Source organism: Pseudomonas flavescens (assembly GCF_013408425.1).
In the GTDB taxonomy this organism is placed as follows: domain Bacteria; phylum Pseudomonadota; class Gammaproteobacteria; order Pseudomonadales; family Pseudomonadaceae; genus Aquipseudomonas; species Aquipseudomonas fulva_A.
This window is the reverse complement of the sequence record NZ_JACBYV010000001.1, coordinates 2,621,023-2,638,005: the sequence shown is the minus strand read 5'-3', so window position 1 is coordinate 2,638,005 and position 16,983 is coordinate 2,621,023. Positions and strand designations below refer to the sequence as shown.

The window sequence follows — 16,983 nt, the reverse complement described above, 5'->3', positions numbered from 1 at the left end:
AAAAGGGCGTCGTATGCACGACGCCCTTCTGGGTTACCGCTTGCCGATTACTGCTTGGCTAAACGCGTATTGAGCTTGAGGTAGTCGATCAGGATGTGGCCGGTTTCCGACAGGTAGGCGTCGTCTTCCGGTTTGGTCTTTTTCTCTTCCTCGCTCTGCGCCAGTGCGTCGTCCTCGTCTTCCTTCTTCAGCTCGGTCAACGGCTCTTCGCCCTTGGCGCTGCGGCGGGCGTTCTCGATCGCCAGTTGGCGCTTCTCGATATCGGCCTGCTGGGTGCGGCGCTTGGTTTCGTTGAGGCTGACGGTCTTCTCGGCCATCAGTTCACGGGACAGGGCCAGGCGCTCACGGGCAAAGTTGAAGTCCGGGTTGTCGGCGGTACGGCTGTCGTAACGATTCTTCAGCTCGGTGAGAAATGGCTTGATCGGGTCCAGTTCAGGTTTGATCGCCGGGCGGATGCTGTCCCACGGCATGGCTTCGGGAAGGGCGCTCTCGCCGATTTCCTTGTTGTCCATCACGTCAGGGTAGGAGATGTCCGGCACCACGCCGCGGTGCTGGGTGCTCTGCCCGGACACGCGATAGAACTTGGCCAGGGTCAGTTTCAGCTCACCATGGTTGAGCGGCTGGATGGTCTGCACCGTGCCTTTGCCGAACGTCTGGCCGCCAAGAATCAGCGCGCGATGGTAGTCCTGCATGGCGCCGGCGAAAATCTCCGAAGCCGAGGCGGACAGGCGGTTGACCAGCACGGCCATGGGGCCCTTGTAGAAGGCGCCGTCCTGCTCGTCAGCCAGTACATCGACCCGGCCATCGCTGTTGCGCACCAGAACGGTCGGGCCCTTGTCGATGAACAGGCCGGTCAGTTCGGTGGCTTCCTGCAGCGAGCCGCCACCGTTGTTGCGCAGGTCGATGACGATACCGTCGACTTTCTCGGCCTGCAGCTCGGTGATCAGCTTCTTGACGTCGCGCGTGGTGCTCTTGTAATCCGGATCGCCAGCGCGGAACGCCTTGAAGTCCAGATAGAAGGCCGGGATCTCGATCACGCCGAGGGTATACGGGCGTCCGTCCTGCTCGACCTTGAGGATGGATTTCTTGGCCGCCTGCTCTTCCAGCTTGACCGCTTCACGGGTGATGCTGACCACCTTGCTGGTCTGGTCATTCGGCGCATTGCTCGCTGGAATCACTTCCAGACGCACGCGCGAACCTTTCGGACCACGGATCAGTTTCACCACCTCGTCGAGGCGCCAGCCGATCACGTCGACGATCTCGTCGTCACCCTGGCCAACGCCGACGATCTTGTCGGCAGGCGAGATCTGCTTGCTCTTCTCGGCAGGGCCGGCAGGCACCAGACGCACCACCTTGACGTGCTCGTTATCGCTCTGCAACACGGCGCCGATGCCCTCGAGGGACAGGCTCATGTTGATGTCGAAGTTTTCCGCGCTGTCCGGTGACAGGTAGTTGGTATGCGGATCGTAGGTCATGGCGAAGGCGTTGATGTACGCCTGGAACACGTCCTCGCTGCGGGTCTGCTGCAGGCGTGCCTGCTGCGCCTTGTAGCGTTTGGTGAGCAGCTCCTGAATCGCCGCAGGCTCCTTGCCTGCCAGTTTCAGGCGCAGCACTTCGTCTTTCAGGCGTTTGCGCCACAGCTCGTCCAGCTCGGCGACGTCCTTGGCCCAGGGGGCTTTTTCACGATCGACCAGCAGGTCTTCGTTGACCGTGAAGTCGATCTTGTCGACCCCCTTGGCCAGCAGACCCTGAACGTAGGTCAGACGACCCTGCTGACGCTCGAGCTGACGCTTGTAGATATGAAAGCCGGGTTCGAGATCGCCCTTCTTGAGCAGGTCGTCGAACTTGTCTTTCCAGCGATCGAATTCGGCGATATCCGCTGCGGTGAAATAGCTGCGCGCCGGATCGAGCATCTTCAGGTAACCCTGATAGACCTTCTCCGAGCGCGCATCATCGAGCGGCGGCTTGCTGTAGTGGTGGCGCTGCAGCAGTTCGACCACGTTGAGACTGGCGATGACCTGATCGCGATCAGGCTGCAAGTATTCCCACGGATCGGCTTGGCTGGTTTTGGCTGCGAGGGGCAATGCGCCCAGCCCGAGAACGAGGGCCAGGGTGGCGCTGATGAGAGATCGCTTCATGCTGATTCGACGTGGGGACAGTTGATAACGCATATTAGGCCGTCTTTGAGGGCGCCAGGTTCCATCGGCGCAATGCAAAAGCCCAGCGGCGAGCGCTGGGCTAGGTTCAAATGCACTATGGAGGCAGCGTGAAAGCATTGCAAGGCGTTGAAGGGCAGGTGGAATGGGTCGATCGTCCCACGCCTGCCTGTGATGTAGGGGAAGTACGCATTCGCGTGGCGGCAGCGGGCCTGAACCGCGCCGATCTGTTGCAGCGGGCCGGCAATTACCCGCCGCCGCCGGGGGCCAGCGATACGCTGGGCCTGGAGTGTGCGGGCATCGTCAGTGAAGTGGGTGCCGGCTGCGATGACTGGCAGGTGGGGGATCGCGTCTGCGCATTGTTGGCTGGCGGCGGCGTGGCCGAAGAGGTGGTGGTCGATGCGCGCCATGTGCTGCCGGTGCCCGAAGGCTTGTCGCTGCACGAGGCTGCGGCTTTGCCGGAAGTGTACGCCACCGCCTGGCTTAACCTGTTCCAGCTGGCCGGCCTGAAACCCGGCGAAAAGGTGCTGCTGCACGCAGGTGCCAGTGGCGTCGGCTCGGCGGCCATCCAGCTGTGCAAGGCCTTCGGCAGTACCTGCTGGGTGACCGTCGGCTCGCACGATCGCCTGGCGTATTGCGAGAGCCTGGGCGCCAGTGGTGGGGCGATTCGCGACAAGGATGGGCTGAAGGTGCCGGATGATTTCGGCCCGTTTGAAGTCATCCTCGACCCGGTCGGCGCCAGCTACGCCTCGTTGAATCTCAAGCTGCTGGCGCTCGATGGCCGCTGGGTGAACATCGGTCTGATGGGGGGACGCAAGGCCGAGATCGACATGGCCCAGGTGCTTGGCAAACGCATCCAGCTGATCGGCTCGACGTTGCGCAACCGCGACGATCTGTTCAAGGCCGAACTGCTGCGCGACCTGCGCCAGCACGTGTGGCCGCTGTTCAGCGAAGGCCGGCTCAAGCCGCAACTGGCCCGCACCTTTGCGATTGCCGAGGCCCATGAGGCCTATGCGACCCTGGAAGGCAATCAGGTCAACGGCAAGCTGGTGCTGGTGATCGACGAAAGCCTGAGCTGAAACCCCGGCCACGAGCGCCCGGCGATGGTCGGGCCGCTCGTGGCTGTCATGTTTCGTTGCTAGCGGCTCATGCGTGATCCGGCCGATCAGACGGCGCGGGTGATGCCGCCATCCACGCGGATGTTCTGTGCGGTGATGTAGGCCGCTCCCTCCGAGGCCAGGAATGCGATGGTCGCGGCCACTTCCTCGCTGCTGCCATAACGTTGCAGCGGCACGCTGGCTCTGCGCGCTTCGGTGGATGGCAGGCTGTCGATCCAGCCCGGCAGTACATTGTTCATGCGGATGTTGTCGCGGGCATGGGTGTCCGCGAATACCTTGGTGAACGACGCCAGGCCGGCGCGGAACACCGCCGACGTCGGGAACAGCTCACTGGGCTCGAACGTCCAGGCGCTGGAGATATTGATGATCACCCCAGCCTGTTGCTGCTGCATGACGGGGGTGACCAGGCGAGTGGGGCGAATCACGTTGAGCAGGTAGGTATCCAGGCCGCGATGCCAGTCTTCGTCGCTGATTTCCAGAATCGGCGCGCGCGGGCCGTGGCCGGCGCTGTTGACCAGCGCATCGATCCGCCCCCAGCGCGACAACGTGCCGTCGACCAGCCTGGCGAGATCCTCGGTGGACTGATTGCTGCCCGTCACCCCGAAACCGCCCAGCTCCGTGGCCAGTGCCTCGCCCTTGCCAGACGAGGAGAGAATGGCGACCTTGAAGCCATCCGCGGCCAGGCGACGTGCGGCCGCTGCACCCATGCCGCTGCCTCCAGCGGTGATGATTGCTACTTTTTCTACAGACATCGTATTGTCTCCGTTGCGGTCGTGGCGTTGGCTATAAGGCTAGCAGCCGGGGGGCGCAGGTAGAGAGGCAGTTCCGGTACCTTGACTCAGTAGAAAAACTACACTCATGTCTGAAGAATTCGGTCAGCTCCCGTCGCTCAATGCGCTGCGTGTCTTCGAAGTGGTGGCGCGGCACCTCAACTTCCGCCTTGCGGCTGAAGAACTGGGCGTGACTCAGGGCGCGGTGGCCCAGCAGATTCGTGGTCTGGAGGCCGACCTGGGGCTCAGGCTGTTCGAGCGGCAGCCGCGCGGCCTGGCGCTGACCGAGAGCGGCAGAAGCTACAGCCTGAGCGTGCGCCGGGCATTCGAGCTGATCGCCGACGCCACTCAGGGGCTGCGACCGGCGCCGCTGCACCTGACCGTCAGCGTGACGCCAACATTCGCTTCCAAGTGGCTGATCCCGCGGTTGCCGGACTTCTCGATGCAGCATCCGCAGATCGACCTGAGAATCCTCGCCAGCGAGCGGCTTTCCAGCTTTCACAACGATGGCGTGGATGTGGCGGTGCGCTATGGGCGCCCACCGTTCGGCCCCGGGCTACAGGCTGAATTGCTGCTCGAGCAGGCGATCGTCGCGGTGATGAGCCCGGGGCTGCTCGAGCGCTTCGGACCACCGAGCGATCTGCAGGGATTAGCGCGCTATTCCTTGCTGCATGATGCGCACAACCTCTGGCCACGCTTTCTCGATCTGCTGTTCCCCGAGGCGCCACAGGCCACCGCCAGGAGCGTGCGCTTCAATCAGACTTCGCTGGCCATCGAGGCAGCCATTGCCGGGCAGGGCATTGCCCTGGCCAATCGCTTCTTCGTCGCGCGGGACATTCAGGCCGGTCGACTGATCGACCCGTTCGACGCCACCCTGCAGGACGAGCGCGGGTTCTATCTGCTCAGCCCACGGCGAATACGCCAGCAGGCACCGTTCGCGGTAGTGCGTACCTGGCTGCTGGAGCAGACGCGCGACGATCGATAGCGGCGATGCGCCCGTCAGTTTGTCTGCCCAATGGGCGCGACCGCTGAGCCTGTGGCACACTTGAGCGCCAGTGATTACGGGTTATGAGGTGGCGTGTGTCGCCCGCCCGTGCACCGGTGCCGTCGGCTGCCTGCCACGGCCTGACCGGCAACAGCCCCGAACAAGAGGAAACAGCGTGCATAACGTCGTCATCAGCGGCACAGGCCTGTACACACCGGCCAACAGCATTTCCAACGACGAGTTGGTGGCGTCCTTCAATGCCTACGTGCAGCAGTTCAACAGCGAGAACGCCGAGGCCATCGAGCGGGGTGAAATCGAGGCGCTCAGCGAGTCGAACAGCGCCTTCATCGAAAAGGCCTCGGGTATCAAGAGCCGCTTCGTGATCGACAAGCAGGGCATCCTCGACCCGCAACGCATGGTGCCGTACATCGCCGAGCGCGATAACGAGCAGTGGGGCATTCTCTGCGAGATGGCCGTGGCGGCTGCCGAGCAGGCGCTGGCCCGTGCCGGTAAGACCGTCGCAGACATCGATGGGGTGATCGTCGCCTGCTCCAACCTGCAGCGCGCCTATCCGGCGGTGGCCATCGAAGTGCAGGCGGCGCTGGGCATCCAGGGCTTCGGTTACGACATGAACGTCGCCTGTTCCTCGGCCACCTTCGGCATTCAGGCGGCGGTCAACAGCGTGCAGCTGGGGCAGGCGCGGGCGATCCTGATGGTCAACCCGGAAATCTGTACTGGCCACCTGAATTTCCGCGACCGTGACAGCCATTTCATCTTCGGTGATGCAGCTACCGCAGTGATCATCGAGCGAGCCGATCTGGCGACGTCCGAGTACCAGTTCGAGGTGGTCGGCACCAAGCTGCTGACCCAGTTCTCCAACAATATCCGCAACAACTTCGGCTTCCTCAATCGTGCCGCGCAGGATGGCAGCCAGGCTGCCGGCGACAAGCTGTTCGTGCAGGAGGGGCGCAAGGTGTTCAAGGAAGTCTGCCCGATGGTGGCCGAACTGATCGCGGCGCATCTGCAGGAAAACCAGCTGGACGTGGCGGACGTGAAACGTTTCTGGCTGCACCAGGCCAACCTCAACATGAACCAGTTGATCGCCCGCAAACTGCTCGGTCGCGACCCTGAACCACAGGAAGCGCCGGTGATCCTGGACACCTACGCCAACACCAGTTCGGCGGGTTCGGTGATCGCTCTGCACAAGAATCAGGATGATCTGCCGGCCGGTTCGATTGGTGTGCTCAGCTCCTTTGGCGCCGGCTATTCCATCGGCAGCGTGATCCTGCGCAAGCGCTGATCGCCTCCCGGGCAGCATGCAAGGTGCTGCCCGTCGCTGTGCCTGAACCCCTCTAGAACGGCCCATACAGCCTGGTCAGTTACTTGGCCGGGGTGAGGCTTGTCAAGCTTTATATTCAAAGGAAGTAAAAAGTTCCCTTGTCATCAAATATTTATATATCAGCAACGGCGCTGAAATAAGCCGCCGCGAAGATTCCCCCAGCACGAACGAGCCCACAGCTCGGGTGTTTTTCAGCACTTAAGTTCAATTAGGGGAATTCTCGATGATCCGTAAGCACTTCGCCGGTTTCGCAGCCAGCGCCCTGGCTCTGGCCGTTTCCGCCCAGGCTTTCGCCGGCACCGTCACCACCGACGGCGCTGACATCGTAGTTAAAACCAAAGGCGGCCTGGAAGTCGCTACCACCGACAAGGAATTCAGCTTCAAGATCGGCGGTCGCGTACAGGCTGACTACAGCTCCTTCGACGGTTTCTACACCGTGAACGGCAACAAGGCTGACGCCGGTTACTTCCGTCGCGCTTTCCTGGAAATCGGCGGCGTTCTGTATAGCGACTGGGCTTATCAGGTCAACTACGACTTCTCCAAGAACTCCGGCGGTGACAACCGTGCCGAGGACGGTTACTTCGACGAAGCCTCGCTGGCTTACAACGGCTTCAAGCCGCTGTCGATCAAGATCGGTCGCTTCGACCCCGAGTTCGGTCTGGAAAAAGCCACCAGCTCCAAGTGGGTGACCGCTCCCGAGCGTACCGCTGCCTACGAACTGGCCGACTGGGCCAACAGCCACAACGGTGGTCTGGGCATCCAGGTTTCGGGTACCGCTGGTGATTCGATCTACGGTTCCGCTGGTCTGTTCGCCAAAGACGCGACCAACGCTGACGAAGACGGCGACAGCACCAAGCAGTTCAACCTGCGCGGCGTATTCGCCCCGCTGCATGAGGCTGGCAACGTGCTGCACCTGGGTTTCAACTTCGCCCAGCGTGACCTTTCCGACACCGCGTTCGATGGCCGTATTCGCAGCCGTCTGGGCATGCGTGGCGTGAGCACCGACGGTGGCCAGGATGCTGGTACCAACGGTAACCGTCTGCTGCTGGGTGGTGCCAACAACCTGCCGGCCGGTTCCTACGACACCGACCGTGCACTGGGTCTGGAAGCAGCCTGGGCAATGGGGCCTCTGTCCATCCAGGGTGAGTACATCACCCGCAAGATGAAAGCCGATGCAGCCAACCGTGAAGACATCAAGGCCAAGGGTTACTACGGCCAGGTCGCTTACACCCTGACCGGTGAAGCGCGTGCCTACAAACTCGGCAAGTTCGATTCGATCAAGCCGGCCAACAAGTCCATCGGCGCCTGGGAACTGTTCTATCGCTACGACCACATCGCGGTTGAAGACGATACCGTGGGTATCGATCCGACCGACGACGTGACCGGCAAGGTGCACAACCTGGGTGTGAACTGGTACGCCAACGAAGCGGTGAAAGTCAGCGCCACTTACGTCAAGGCCAAGGCCGACAACCAGGTCAACTCCGTAGCAGCCAACGATGACAGCGGTGACGGCATCGTTCTGCGCGCCCAGTACGCGTTCTAAGCAATACGTTTCAACGTGGTGCTCCTTTGAACCCCGCCTCGTGCGGGGTTTTTTATGGGCGGTCGGATCTACACGGCGCTTGGCGATATAGTGTGCGCTGATTGCCCGCGGATATTGCCGATGCCTGTCTACAGCCTGCACGCCCTCAACGAACTCGACGCCGCCACCTGGGACGGCCTGCTCAGCGGGCCCCAGCCGTTTCTGCGTCACGCCTTTCTTGCCTCGCTGGAAGACAGCGGCAGCGTCGGTGGCCGCAGCGGTTGGCAGGCTGCTCACCAGGTGCTGCTCGGTGCCGACGGCAAGCCGCTGGCGGCGCTACCGGCCTACGTCAAATACCACTCTTCCGGCGAGTACGTGTTCGATCACGGCTGGGCAGATGCCTGCCGTCGAGCTGGTATCGCCTATTACCCCAAGTTGCTGGGTGCCATTCCGTTTTCGCCGGTGACCGGCCAGCGTCTGCTGGGGACGGCCGAGTCGGCTGGGCAGTTGCTCGACGCCGTGACCGCGTCTCTGCAGGAACAGGGGCTGTCCAGCTTGCACGTGAATTTCACCGACACCGCTGGCGACGAGGTGCTGCAAGGACGTGATGGCTGGCTGCAGCGCCTGGGCTGTCAGTTTCACTGGCATAACCGCGGCTACCGGGATTTTCAGGATTTTCTCGACACCCTCAGCTCACGCAAACGCAAGCAGATGCGCAAGGAGCGCGAGCAGGTGGCGGGGCAGGGCATCCATTTCGAGTGGTGCGAAGGGCAGCAGTTGAGCGAGGCGCAGTGGGACTTCGTCTATCACTGCTATGCCAATACCTACCATGTACGCGGTCAGGCACCTTACCTGACCCGGGCCTTCTTCAGCCTGCTGGCCGAGCGTATGCCCGAGGCCATTCGCGTGGTACTGGCCTGTCGTGGTGCACAGCCGGTGGCCATGGCGTTCAGCCTGCTCGGTGGCGACAGCGTGTATGGCCGCTACTGGGGTTGCCTGGCCGAGTTCGATCGGCTGCACTTCGAGACCTGTTTCTATCAGGGCATGGAGCAGGCGATCGAGCTGGGTCTGCAGCGCTTCGATGCGGGCGCTCAGGGAGAGCACAAGCTGATTCGCGGCTTCGAGCCGGTCATCACCCATTCCTGGCACTACCTGGTGCACGACGGGCTACGTGATGCGGTGGCGGGGTTTCTGCAGGAAGAGCGGGAGGGCGTGCTGGCCTACGCTGAGCAGGCGCGCGAGATGCTGCCTTACAGGCAGGTCTGACCTGCGCGGTGGCGCGCTGCGGGGGAGCCGCAGCGCCGCGACCGGTCAGCCGTCGTAGCGGCCGCCCCACTCGAGGAAACGCATCTTGTGGGTTTCGCCCTGGCTGTCGGTGAACACCATGATCACCGGCACGACACCCCTCTTGTCGGAGACGTCGGTGCGATACAGGATTTTCTGCACATCGACTTTCATGCCGTAGTGATAATCCTCGGTCGGCAGGCCGGCACCGGGTTTGGGCTGAACGTCGGCGGCGAACACGGCAGGAGCGAGACTGGAAAGCAGGGCGGTAACGGCAGTTGCGATTTTCATGATGATGTCCTCGATCATTTCGATGTGAGGCAGCCTGACCGATCCAATCGGTTTCGTTGCCTCTTGGGACTTATATGACCAGCAATGTCGGCATCGCGGAAATTGATGCCTTTGCTAGTACACATCATGAAAAATGATGATGTTAGCAAGCTAACGATTAGCCTGGGCTTACTCAGCCTGGTGCCGCCTGCCAGCATCAATCGACGCCGACGAAGCCGCCTGTCTGGTGTTGCCAGAGACGGGCATACAGACCGCCACGCTCGATCAGTTCGGCGTGGGTGCCGGTCTCGATCACCTGGCCCTTGTCGATCACCACCAGGCGATCCATGCGCGCGATGGTCGACAGGCGGTGCGCGATGGCGATCACCGTCTTTCCATCCATGAGGCTGTCGAGGCTCTCCTGGATGGCCGATTCGACTTCCGAATCGAGGGCCGAGGTGGCTTCGTCCATCACCAGAATCGGCGCGTCCTTGAGCAGCACCCGGGCAATGGCGATGCGCTGACGCTGGCCGCCGGACAGCTTGACTCCACGCTCACCGACCTGGGCCTCGAAACCGAGGCCACCCTGGCTGTCGTCCAGCGTGCTGATGAAGCCATCCGCGCGGGCCTTGCGGGCGGCGGCCCAGAGCTCTTCATCGCTGGCATCGGGCCTGCCGTAGCGCAGGTTGTCGCGGATCGAGCGGTGCAACAGGGACGTGTCCTGAGTGACCACGCCGATGTTGGCACGCAGGGTTTCCTGGCTGACATCGGCGATGTTCTGGCCATCGATGAGGATGCACCCGCTTTCCAGGTCATAGAGGCGCAGCAGCAGATTGACCAGGGTCGACTTGCCGGCCCCCGAGGGGCCTACCAGGCCGATCTTCTCGCCGGGGCGAATGTCGATGGTCAGGCCGCTGATCACGCCGCCTTTCTTGCCATAGTGGAAATGCACGTCGTCGAAGCGTACGCCGCCTTGTCGTACCTGAAGCGGTTTGGCGTCTTCGTGGTCGAGCACCTGGCGCGGCTGAACGATGGTCTGCATGCCGTCCTGCACGGTGCCGACGTTCTCGAAAATGCCGTTGACCACCCACATGATCCATTCGGCCATGTTGTTGATGCGGATCACCAGGCCCAGCGCCAGGGCGATGGCGCCGGTGCTGATAAGCGCCTCGCTCCACAGCCACAGCGCCAGGGCGCCGGTACCGACGATCAGCAGACCGTTCATGCAGGTGATGAGGAAGTCCAGGCTGGTGATGGTGCGTGACTGCAGGCGGAATTTGTCGAGTAGTTCCTGCATGGCCTCGCGGGCGTAGGTTTCCTCTTCGCGGGAGTGGGCGAAGAGCTTGAGGGTGGCGACGTTGCTGTAACCATCCACCACCCGGCCCATGACCTTGGAGCGCGCCGCGGAGGCAGCGGCCGAGCGCGCCTTGATGCGCGGCACGAAGTACCAGAGCGCGGCGCTGTAGCCGATGATCCACAGTGACAGCGGCACCACCAGGCGCAGGTCGGCCGCTGCGAACAGGTACAGTGCGCTGCCGGCGTACACCACCACATGCCACAGTGCGTCGATCACCTGCATGGCCGAATCGCGCAGCGATGGCCCGGTCTGCATGACCCGCTGGGCGATACGCCCGGCGAAGTCGTTCTGGAAGAAGTTCAGGCTCTGCTTGAGCACGTAACGGTGATTCTGCCAGCGAATCAGGTTGGTCAGCCCCGGGTTGATCGCCTGGTGGGTAAGCAGATTGTGCAGGCCGAACACCAGAGGCCGGATGATCAATGCCACCAGCGCCATCCACAGCAGTTCGTCGCGGTGTTCGGCGAAGAACGTGCGGGCGTCGGCAGTGGCCTGCGCCATGTCGATCAACTGGCCGAGAAAACTGAACAGCGCGACTTCGATCAGCGCCGCGAAGAAGCCGATCACCAGCACGGCGATCATCAACGGCCATACCTGTTTGAGGTAGTGGGCGTAGAAGCGCAGCATGCCGTCGGGCGGTGCCACATCAGGGCTGGGTTTGAAGACGTCGATCAGATTTTCGAAGCGGCGGAACAACATGAGGCACAGTCTGCTCTGGCGAGTGGGCGGGTGTTTCACGTGTTGCTACCGACAGGCGTAACCGGCCGGCTGGAATGCCGAGAGGCGCGAGCGCTGGGCTCGAGGGGCAACCCGCATGCTCTGGCACGCGGGTCTACCGGCAAAGGGTAGCAGTATCAGAGGCGCTTGGCGTCGAGAATCACCACCGGGTCAACCGGTACGTTCTGCTGACCGGCGCGGTTGGCCGTGCGCACCTGGGCGATACGGTCGACCACTTCCATGCCGCGGGTCACCTTGCCGAAAACCGCATAGCCGAAGTCCCGCGAGCCGTGGTCCAGAAAGGCGTTGTCGGTGTGGTTGATGAAGAACTGGCTGGTCGCCGAGTCCCGCGCCTGGGTGCGTGCCATGGCCAGCGTGCCACGCACGTTGTGCAGGCCGTTGTCGGCTTCGTTCTTGATCGGCGCGCCGGTGTTCTTCTGGCGCATGCTCTCGTCGAAACCGCCGCCTTGCACCATGAAACCCGGAATCACACGATGGAACTGGGTGCCTTTGTAGAAGCCGCTGTCCACGTAAGCGAGGAAGTTCTTGGTACTGATCGGCGCTTTCTGCTCGTCGAGCTGCACCTCGATTTCGCCCAGGCTGGTGGTCAGCAGCACGAGCGGATTTTCGGCCGCCATGAGCTGGGCGGTGAACAGCAGCGAGCAGGCGGTAAGGGCGAGTTTCTTCAACATCGTGTTCGAGTCCTGAGGTGAGGTGGCAGCAGTGTTTTCGACTTCATGGAGAAAGGCAAGCACGTGCGCTTGCCGGGGGCAGGCGAACCCTGATCAGGCCAGCGCCGGCGGCGAGGCGAAGGCCGCGTTGAGCGGCGCGGCATCGAAGCGTTGAATCAGGTCGGTGAGGATCTGCGTGGCAGGCCCCAGGGCCTTGTCCTTGCTGGCATAGAGGAAGAAGACCGGGCTGCGACTGCCGCCTTTTTCCAGCGGCAGGGGCTTGAGCAGGCCGTCGCTCAGTTCGCGCTCGATCATGTGGCGCGGTAACCAGGCGAAGCCCAGACCGTTGCCGACGAAGTTGGCGGCGGTGGCCAGGCTGCCCACCGTCCAGCGCTGTTCGGCGCCGAGCCAGCCGACGTCGCGGGGCTGGTGGCGCCCGGAATCGCGGATCACCACCTGCATCTGGGTTTCCAGGTCCTGGAAGTTCAACTGTCGTTGCAGGCGGTGCAGGGCGTGATCGGGGTGGGCCACGGCGATGAATTCCACCGGGCTCATCTCCGAGCCCAGGAAGCCGGGAATGTTATAGCCACTGATTGCCAGGTCGGCGACGCCTTCCTTGAGTACTTCCTCGACACCCGACAGCACTTCCTCTCGCAGGCGTACGCGACAGCCGCGACTTTGCGGCATGAAGGCGGTGAGTGCGCGCACCAGGCGAGCGCTCGGGTAGGCAGCGTCGACCACCAGGCGAACCTCGGCTTCCCAGCCCTGCTCCATGTGGTGCGCGAGGTCTTCGAGCTGGCTGGCCTGCTTGACCAGTTGCCGGGAGCGGCGCAGTAGCACGTCACCCGCTTCGGTAAGCACGGCCTTGCGCCCATCGATACGCAATAGCGGCACGCCCAGTTGCTCCTGCATACGTGCCACCGTATAGCTGACCGACGATTGCGAGCGGTGCAGCATCTCGGCGGCCTGGGCGAAACCGCCATGGTCGACCACCGCCTGCAGAGTGCGCCACTGATCGAGGGTTACGCGTGGGGCCTTCATTTCATCTCCTTCGCCGGTCCCTGTGCACGGGCAGGGTACTGGCCCTAAACTGACGGCCCACCATTGGAGGCTGGCCATGAGAAAACTCTGTTGTGCGCTGATCGCCTTGCTGCCGCTGGCAGCTCAGGCCTATCCCATCGAACTCGAGAAGCAGCTCAATGGCGCCGAGGTATCGGCCAGCCCCCAGGAAATCGACCACAACATGGCAGCGGTGCGGGTGCAGAACTACGGTGAAGCGGCGGCGTCCTGCAAAGCGGTATTTCGCAATGGCCCGGAAGCGCCAAGAGCACGTAGCGTGAACCTGGCAGCAGGGCAGAGCGGCAACCTGACGGTGAAATTCGCCCGCAGCATCATCCGTCTGCGCGTGCAACTGACCTGCGAGCCACAGTGACCCGAGCTTCGAGCAGCCTAGGGGCTGCGGTGGAACAAATCAACTTCATCGATATTTAGTGGTGGATATTTACGCTTTATTATCGAACCTCGTTTATCTAGTCTCGCCTCCATCGTTTGATACCCGACTATCGATGGAGTGACCCCATGGCTCAGTTGCTGGTGATTGATAGCAGTGCGCGACAGCACGGCTCGGTTTCACGACAACTGACCGAGCGCTTTCTGGCGCACTGGCTCGAGAAGCGCCCCGGCGACGCTGTCTGCCGTCGTGATCTCGGCGTCGAGCCGCTGCCCCATCTCGACGTCAGCCTGCTCGACGCCTGGATGCAGCCCACTGAATCCCACGGCGCTGCCGAGTGTGCCGCGCTGCAACGTGCCAACCGGTTGGTCGGTGAACTGGTGGCCGCCGATGTACTGGTGCTGGGTGCACCGATGTACAACTTCGCCATTCCCAGCACGCTCAAGGCCTGGTTCGATCACGTGTTACGCGCCGGCGTGACCTTTCGTTACAGCGAAAACGGGCCGCAGGGCCTGTTGCATGGCAAGCGGTCTTTCGTGATCACCGCCCGGGGGGGTATCTACGAGGGGGGTTGCCAGGACCACCAGGAATCCTATCTGCGTCAGGTACTGGCCTTCATGGGCATTCACGACGTCACCTTCATCCATGCCGAGGGCCTTAACCTCGGTGCCGAGTTCATGGCCAGGGGGCTGGAAGCCGCCGAGCTACGTATCAGTCAGGTCATCTGATCGCCGTCTCCACGCGCACCCGCCGCTCCTGGGTGCGACTTTTCAGGGAATCGCCTCGTCGATTCCTTTTTTTGCCTGTGATTTGGCCGCGCGGGTGATTGTCTGTCTGGCAATGAACCGTTATGGTGCGCCGCCGTTCGCGCAGCGTCGCTGACGTGTCTGCCCGCGCCGTTTCGGCGCCGCCAATGCGGCCGCCTGATAGGCTGAATGGCGTGGGTGATCTTTCTCTCTTCGAGGTGCGCAATGACGCTTTCCGGACGTGGTGTGGTGTTCTCTGTCAGCGCCTCGATCCTGTTCGCCATGATCCCCGGGTACGTGCAGATGCTTACCCCGCTGGACGGTTTTCAGGTGTTCGCCCAGCGCGTGCTCTGGTCGATTCCGGCGGTATTGCTGCTGGTCACCGTGCTGCGCCAATGGCCGGTGCTGCTCGCCGTCCTGCAGCGCCTGCGCAGCGAGCCTTTGCTGTTGGCCGCCTTGCCGCTCTCGGCCGTGCTGATCGGGGTGCAGTGGTTTCTGTTCGTATGGGCACCACTCACGGGCCACATGCTGGATGTTTCGCTGGGTTACTTCCTCTTGCCGCTGGCCATGGTGCTGGTGGGGCGGGTGTTCTACGGTGAACGGCTGCGCCCCCTGCAGAAGATCGCCGTGGCCTGCGCCTTCGCCGGGGTGCTGCATGAGTTGTGGCGTTCCCAGGCGTTTTCCTGGGTGACGCTGGTCACCGCACTGGGCTATCCGCCGTATTTCATGCTGCGCCGCTGGATGCGGCTCGATGCCCTGTCCGGGCTGATTCTGGAAATGCTGATGCTGGCGCCTCTGGCCATCTGGATGATCCTGCAGTGGGCGCCGGACAACGTATTCGGCGAGTTTCCTCGGTTGTGGTGGCTGGTGCCGGGCATGGCGCTGCTGGGCACCGTCGCCCTGGCCGCCATGATGGCCTCGTCGCGGCTGCTGCCGCTGGGGCTGTTCGGCATCCTCAGTTATGTGGAGCCGGTGCTGCTGTTCATGGTTTCTCTGCTGTTTCTGGGTGAGCGGTTCGACCCCGGCCAGTTTCTCACCTACCTGCCGATCTGGCTGGCAGTGGTGCTGGTGGGCTGGGACAGTGGGCGTTTACTGATCAAACAATGGCGCATGCGGCCGGCCATCTGACAGTTTTCAACCATCCGTTCGGAGAAAGCATTCGGCCCCGGAGCGCGAACGCGGTAACCTATGCGGCTGATTTAGCATTTGCATCGAGGTTGCCCCGTGTTTGCCCAATTTGCCCTGCATGAACGCCTGCTCAAAGCCGTGGCCGAGCTTAATTTCGTCGAGCCGACTCCGGTACAGGCGGCGGCGATTCCGCCTGCGCTGCAGGGCAAGGATCTGCGCGTGACCGCCCAGACCGGTAGCGGCAAGACCGCTGCTTTCGTGTTGCCGATGCTCCATCGCCTGCTCGGTGACGGTAATTCCAGGCAGAGGCTGAGCGTGCGCGCACTGATTCTGCTGCCGACCCGCGAGCTGGCCCAGCAGACGCTCAAGGAAGTCGAGCGCTTCGCCCAGTACACCTTTCTCAAGGCCGGTCTCGTGACGGGCGGCGAAGACTTCAAGGTGCAGGCCGCCATGCTGCGCAAGATCGACATCCTGATCGGCACCCCAGGGCGTCTGATCGAGCATGCCAACGCCGGCAACCTGCTGTTCGAAGACGTTGAAATGCTGGTGCTGGACGAAGCCGACCGCATGCTCGACATGGGTTTCGCCGAAGACGTGCTGCGCCTGGCGGAGCTGTGCGGCAGCGAGCATCAGACCCTGCTGTTCTCCGCGACCAGCGGTGGCGCCGGCCTGCGTGAGGTGATCGGCAAGGTGCTGCGCGATCCCGAGCACCTGCAGCTCAACCGAGTCAGCGAGCTGGCCGAGGGGACCCGTCAGCAGATCATTACCGCCGACCACAACTACCACAAGGAACTGCTGGTCGAGTGGCTGCTGAGTAACGAGACCTACGACAAGGCGATCATCTTCACCAACACCCGCGCCCAGGCCGATCGTCTGTACGGCAAGCTGGTGGCCAAGGAATTCAAGACCTTCGTGCTGCACGGCGAGAAGGACCAGAAGGATCGCAAGCTGGCCATCGATCGCCTGCGTCAGGGCGCCGTGAAGGTGCTGGTCGCCACCGACGTCGCTGCCCGTGGCCTGGACGTCGACGGTCTGGACCTGGTGATCAACTTCGACATGCCACGCTCCGGCGACGACTACGTACACCGTGTTGGCCGTACCGGCCGTGCTGGCAGCGAAGGCACGGCGATCTCGCTGATCACTCACGGCGACTGGAACCTGATGTCGAGCATCGAGCGCTACCTCAAGCAGCGCTTCGAGCGTCGCAGCATCAAGGAGCACAAGGGCGTTTACCAGGGGCCGAAGAACCTCAAGGCCTCAGGCAAGGCCGTTGGCCCGAAGAAGAAAAAGATCGATCCGAAGACCGGCAAGAAGCTCGCCAAGAAGCCTGCGGCGAAGACGCCTGCCAAACGCAACACGGTGAACAAGCCGAAGAGCGATGCGCCGACCCTGGTCAGTCAGGACGGGCTGGCACCGCTCAAGCGCAAGGCGCCTTCCGCCGACGCCTGACGCGCCAGGGCTGCTGACAGGCGC

Annotated in this window: 15 protein-coding genes; 9 read left to right on the top strand and 6 right to left on the bottom strand. The window is 62.6% G+C overall.

Features of this window, described 5'->3' with window-relative positions:
- Nucleotides 1–47: 47 nt before the first annotated feature.
- Nucleotides 48–2,138, bottom strand: coding sequence for a carboxy terminal-processing peptidase (locus FHR27_RS11765; protein ID WP_179538652.1), 2,091 nt, complete (start codon nucleotides 2,136–2,138; stop codon nucleotides 48–50).
- Between the two features lie 128 nt (nucleotides 2,139–2,266).
- On the opposite strand from FHR27_RS11765, the gene FHR27_RS11760 reads away from it, so the two are divergent.
- Nucleotides 2,267–3,235: an NAD(P)H-quinone oxidoreductase gene (locus tag FHR27_RS11760; RefSeq protein WP_179538651.1), complete on the top strand. Its 969-nt coding sequence runs from the start codon at nucleotides 2,267–2,269 to the stop codon at nucleotides 3,233–3,235.
- A gap of 86 nt (nucleotides 3,236–3,321) precedes the next feature.
- Here FHR27_RS11760 and FHR27_RS11755 read toward each other — a convergent pair whose 3' ends face one another.
- Nucleotides 3,322–4,026: an SDR family oxidoreductase gene (locus FHR27_RS11755; RefSeq protein WP_179538650.1), complete on the bottom strand. Its 705-nt coding sequence runs from the start codon at nucleotides 4,024–4,026 to the stop codon at nucleotides 3,322–3,324.
- 106 nt (nucleotides 4,027–4,132) lie between these two features.
- On the opposite strand from FHR27_RS11755, the gene gcvA reads away from it, so the two are divergent.
- The 4 genes from gcvA to FHR27_RS11735 all read left to right on the top strand — a co-directional run bounded on the left by gcvA (nucleotide 4,133) and on the right by FHR27_RS11735 (nucleotide 9,156).
- Nucleotides 4,133–5,029 carry a transcriptional regulator GcvA gene (gcvA, locus tag FHR27_RS11750; RefSeq protein ID WP_179538649.1) on the top strand — a complete coding sequence of 299 codons (897 nt, stop codon included), beginning with the start codon at nucleotides 4,133–4,135 and terminating at the stop codon, nucleotides 5,027–5,029.
- A 175-nt stretch (nucleotides 5,030–5,204) separates the two neighbouring features.
- On the top strand, nucleotides 5,205–6,329 hold the full coding sequence (locus FHR27_RS11745) for a beta-ketoacyl-ACP synthase III (RefSeq protein ID WP_179538648.1): 1,125 nt from the start codon (nucleotides 5,205–5,207) through the stop codon (nucleotides 6,327–6,329).
- A gap of 262 nt (nucleotides 6,330–6,591) precedes the next feature.
- Complete coding sequence (locus FHR27_RS11740) at nucleotides 6,592–7,911, top strand: OprO/OprP family phosphate-selective porin (RefSeq protein WP_042556140.1); 1,320 nt, start codon at nucleotides 6,592–6,594, stop codon at nucleotides 7,909–7,911.
- A gap of 120 nt (nucleotides 7,912–8,031) precedes the next feature.
- Complete coding sequence (locus tag FHR27_RS11735) at nucleotides 8,032–9,156, top strand: GNAT family N-acetyltransferase (protein WP_042556139.1); 1,125 nt, start codon at nucleotides 8,032–8,034, stop codon at nucleotides 9,154–9,156.
- A 45-nt stretch (nucleotides 9,157–9,201) separates the two neighbouring features.
- On the opposite strand, the gene FHR27_RS11730 is transcribed toward FHR27_RS11735, so the two are convergent.
- The 4 genes from FHR27_RS11730 to FHR27_RS11715 form a co-directional block, all read right to left on the bottom strand.
- Nucleotides 9,202–9,465 (bottom strand): DUF2790 domain-containing protein, encoded by a 264-nt coding sequence (locus tag FHR27_RS11730; RefSeq protein ID WP_042556167.1) that lies wholly within the window; start codon nucleotides 9,463–9,465, stop codon nucleotides 9,202–9,204.
- Between the two features lie 196 nt (nucleotides 9,466–9,661).
- Nucleotides 9,662–11,497 carry an ABC transporter ATP-binding protein gene (locus tag FHR27_RS11725; RefSeq protein ID WP_179538647.1) on the bottom strand — a complete coding sequence of 612 codons (1,836 nt, stop codon included), beginning with the start codon at nucleotides 11,495–11,497 and terminating at the stop codon, nucleotides 9,662–9,664.
- 155 nt (nucleotides 11,498–11,652) lie between these two features.
- Nucleotides 11,653–12,207: a peptidylprolyl isomerase gene (locus tag FHR27_RS11720; RefSeq protein ID WP_042556137.1), complete on the bottom strand. Its 555-nt coding sequence runs from the start codon at nucleotides 12,205–12,207 to the stop codon at nucleotides 11,653–11,655.
- A gap of 93 nt (nucleotides 12,208–12,300) precedes the next feature.
- On the bottom strand, nucleotides 12,301–13,227 hold the full coding sequence (locus FHR27_RS11715; RefSeq protein WP_179538646.1) for a LysR family transcriptional regulator: 927 nt from the start codon (nucleotides 13,225–13,227) through the stop codon (nucleotides 12,301–12,303).
- A 76-nt stretch (nucleotides 13,228–13,303) separates the two neighbouring features.
- Between FHR27_RS11715 and FHR27_RS11710 the strand changes: the two genes are divergently transcribed.
- The 4 genes from FHR27_RS11710 (at nucleotide 13,304) to FHR27_RS11695 (ending at nucleotide 16,959) form a co-directional block, all read left to right on the top strand.
- Nucleotides 13,304–13,618: a hypothetical protein gene (locus FHR27_RS11710; RefSeq protein ID WP_042554413.1), complete on the top strand. Its 315-nt coding sequence runs from the start codon at nucleotides 13,304–13,306 to the stop codon at nucleotides 13,616–13,618.
- 146 nt (nucleotides 13,619–13,764) lie between these two features.
- Nucleotides 13,765–14,364, top strand: a complete 600-nt coding sequence (locus tag FHR27_RS11705) for an FMN-dependent NADH-azoreductase (protein WP_179538645.1) — start codon at nucleotides 13,765–13,767, stop codon at nucleotides 14,362–14,364.
- 243 nt (nucleotides 14,365–14,607) lie between these two features.
- Entirely contained in the window at nucleotides 14,608–15,510 is a 903-nt protein-coding gene (rarD, locus tag FHR27_RS11700) for an EamA family transporter RarD (protein ID WP_042554411.1), read from the top strand.
- Nucleotides 15,511–15,606: 96 nt separating this feature from the next.
- Complete coding sequence (locus FHR27_RS11695) at nucleotides 15,607–16,959, top strand: DEAD/DEAH box helicase (protein WP_179538644.1); 1,353 nt, start codon at nucleotides 15,607–15,609, stop codon at nucleotides 16,957–16,959.
- The last annotated feature ends 24 nt before the right edge of the window (nucleotides 16,960–16,983 follow it).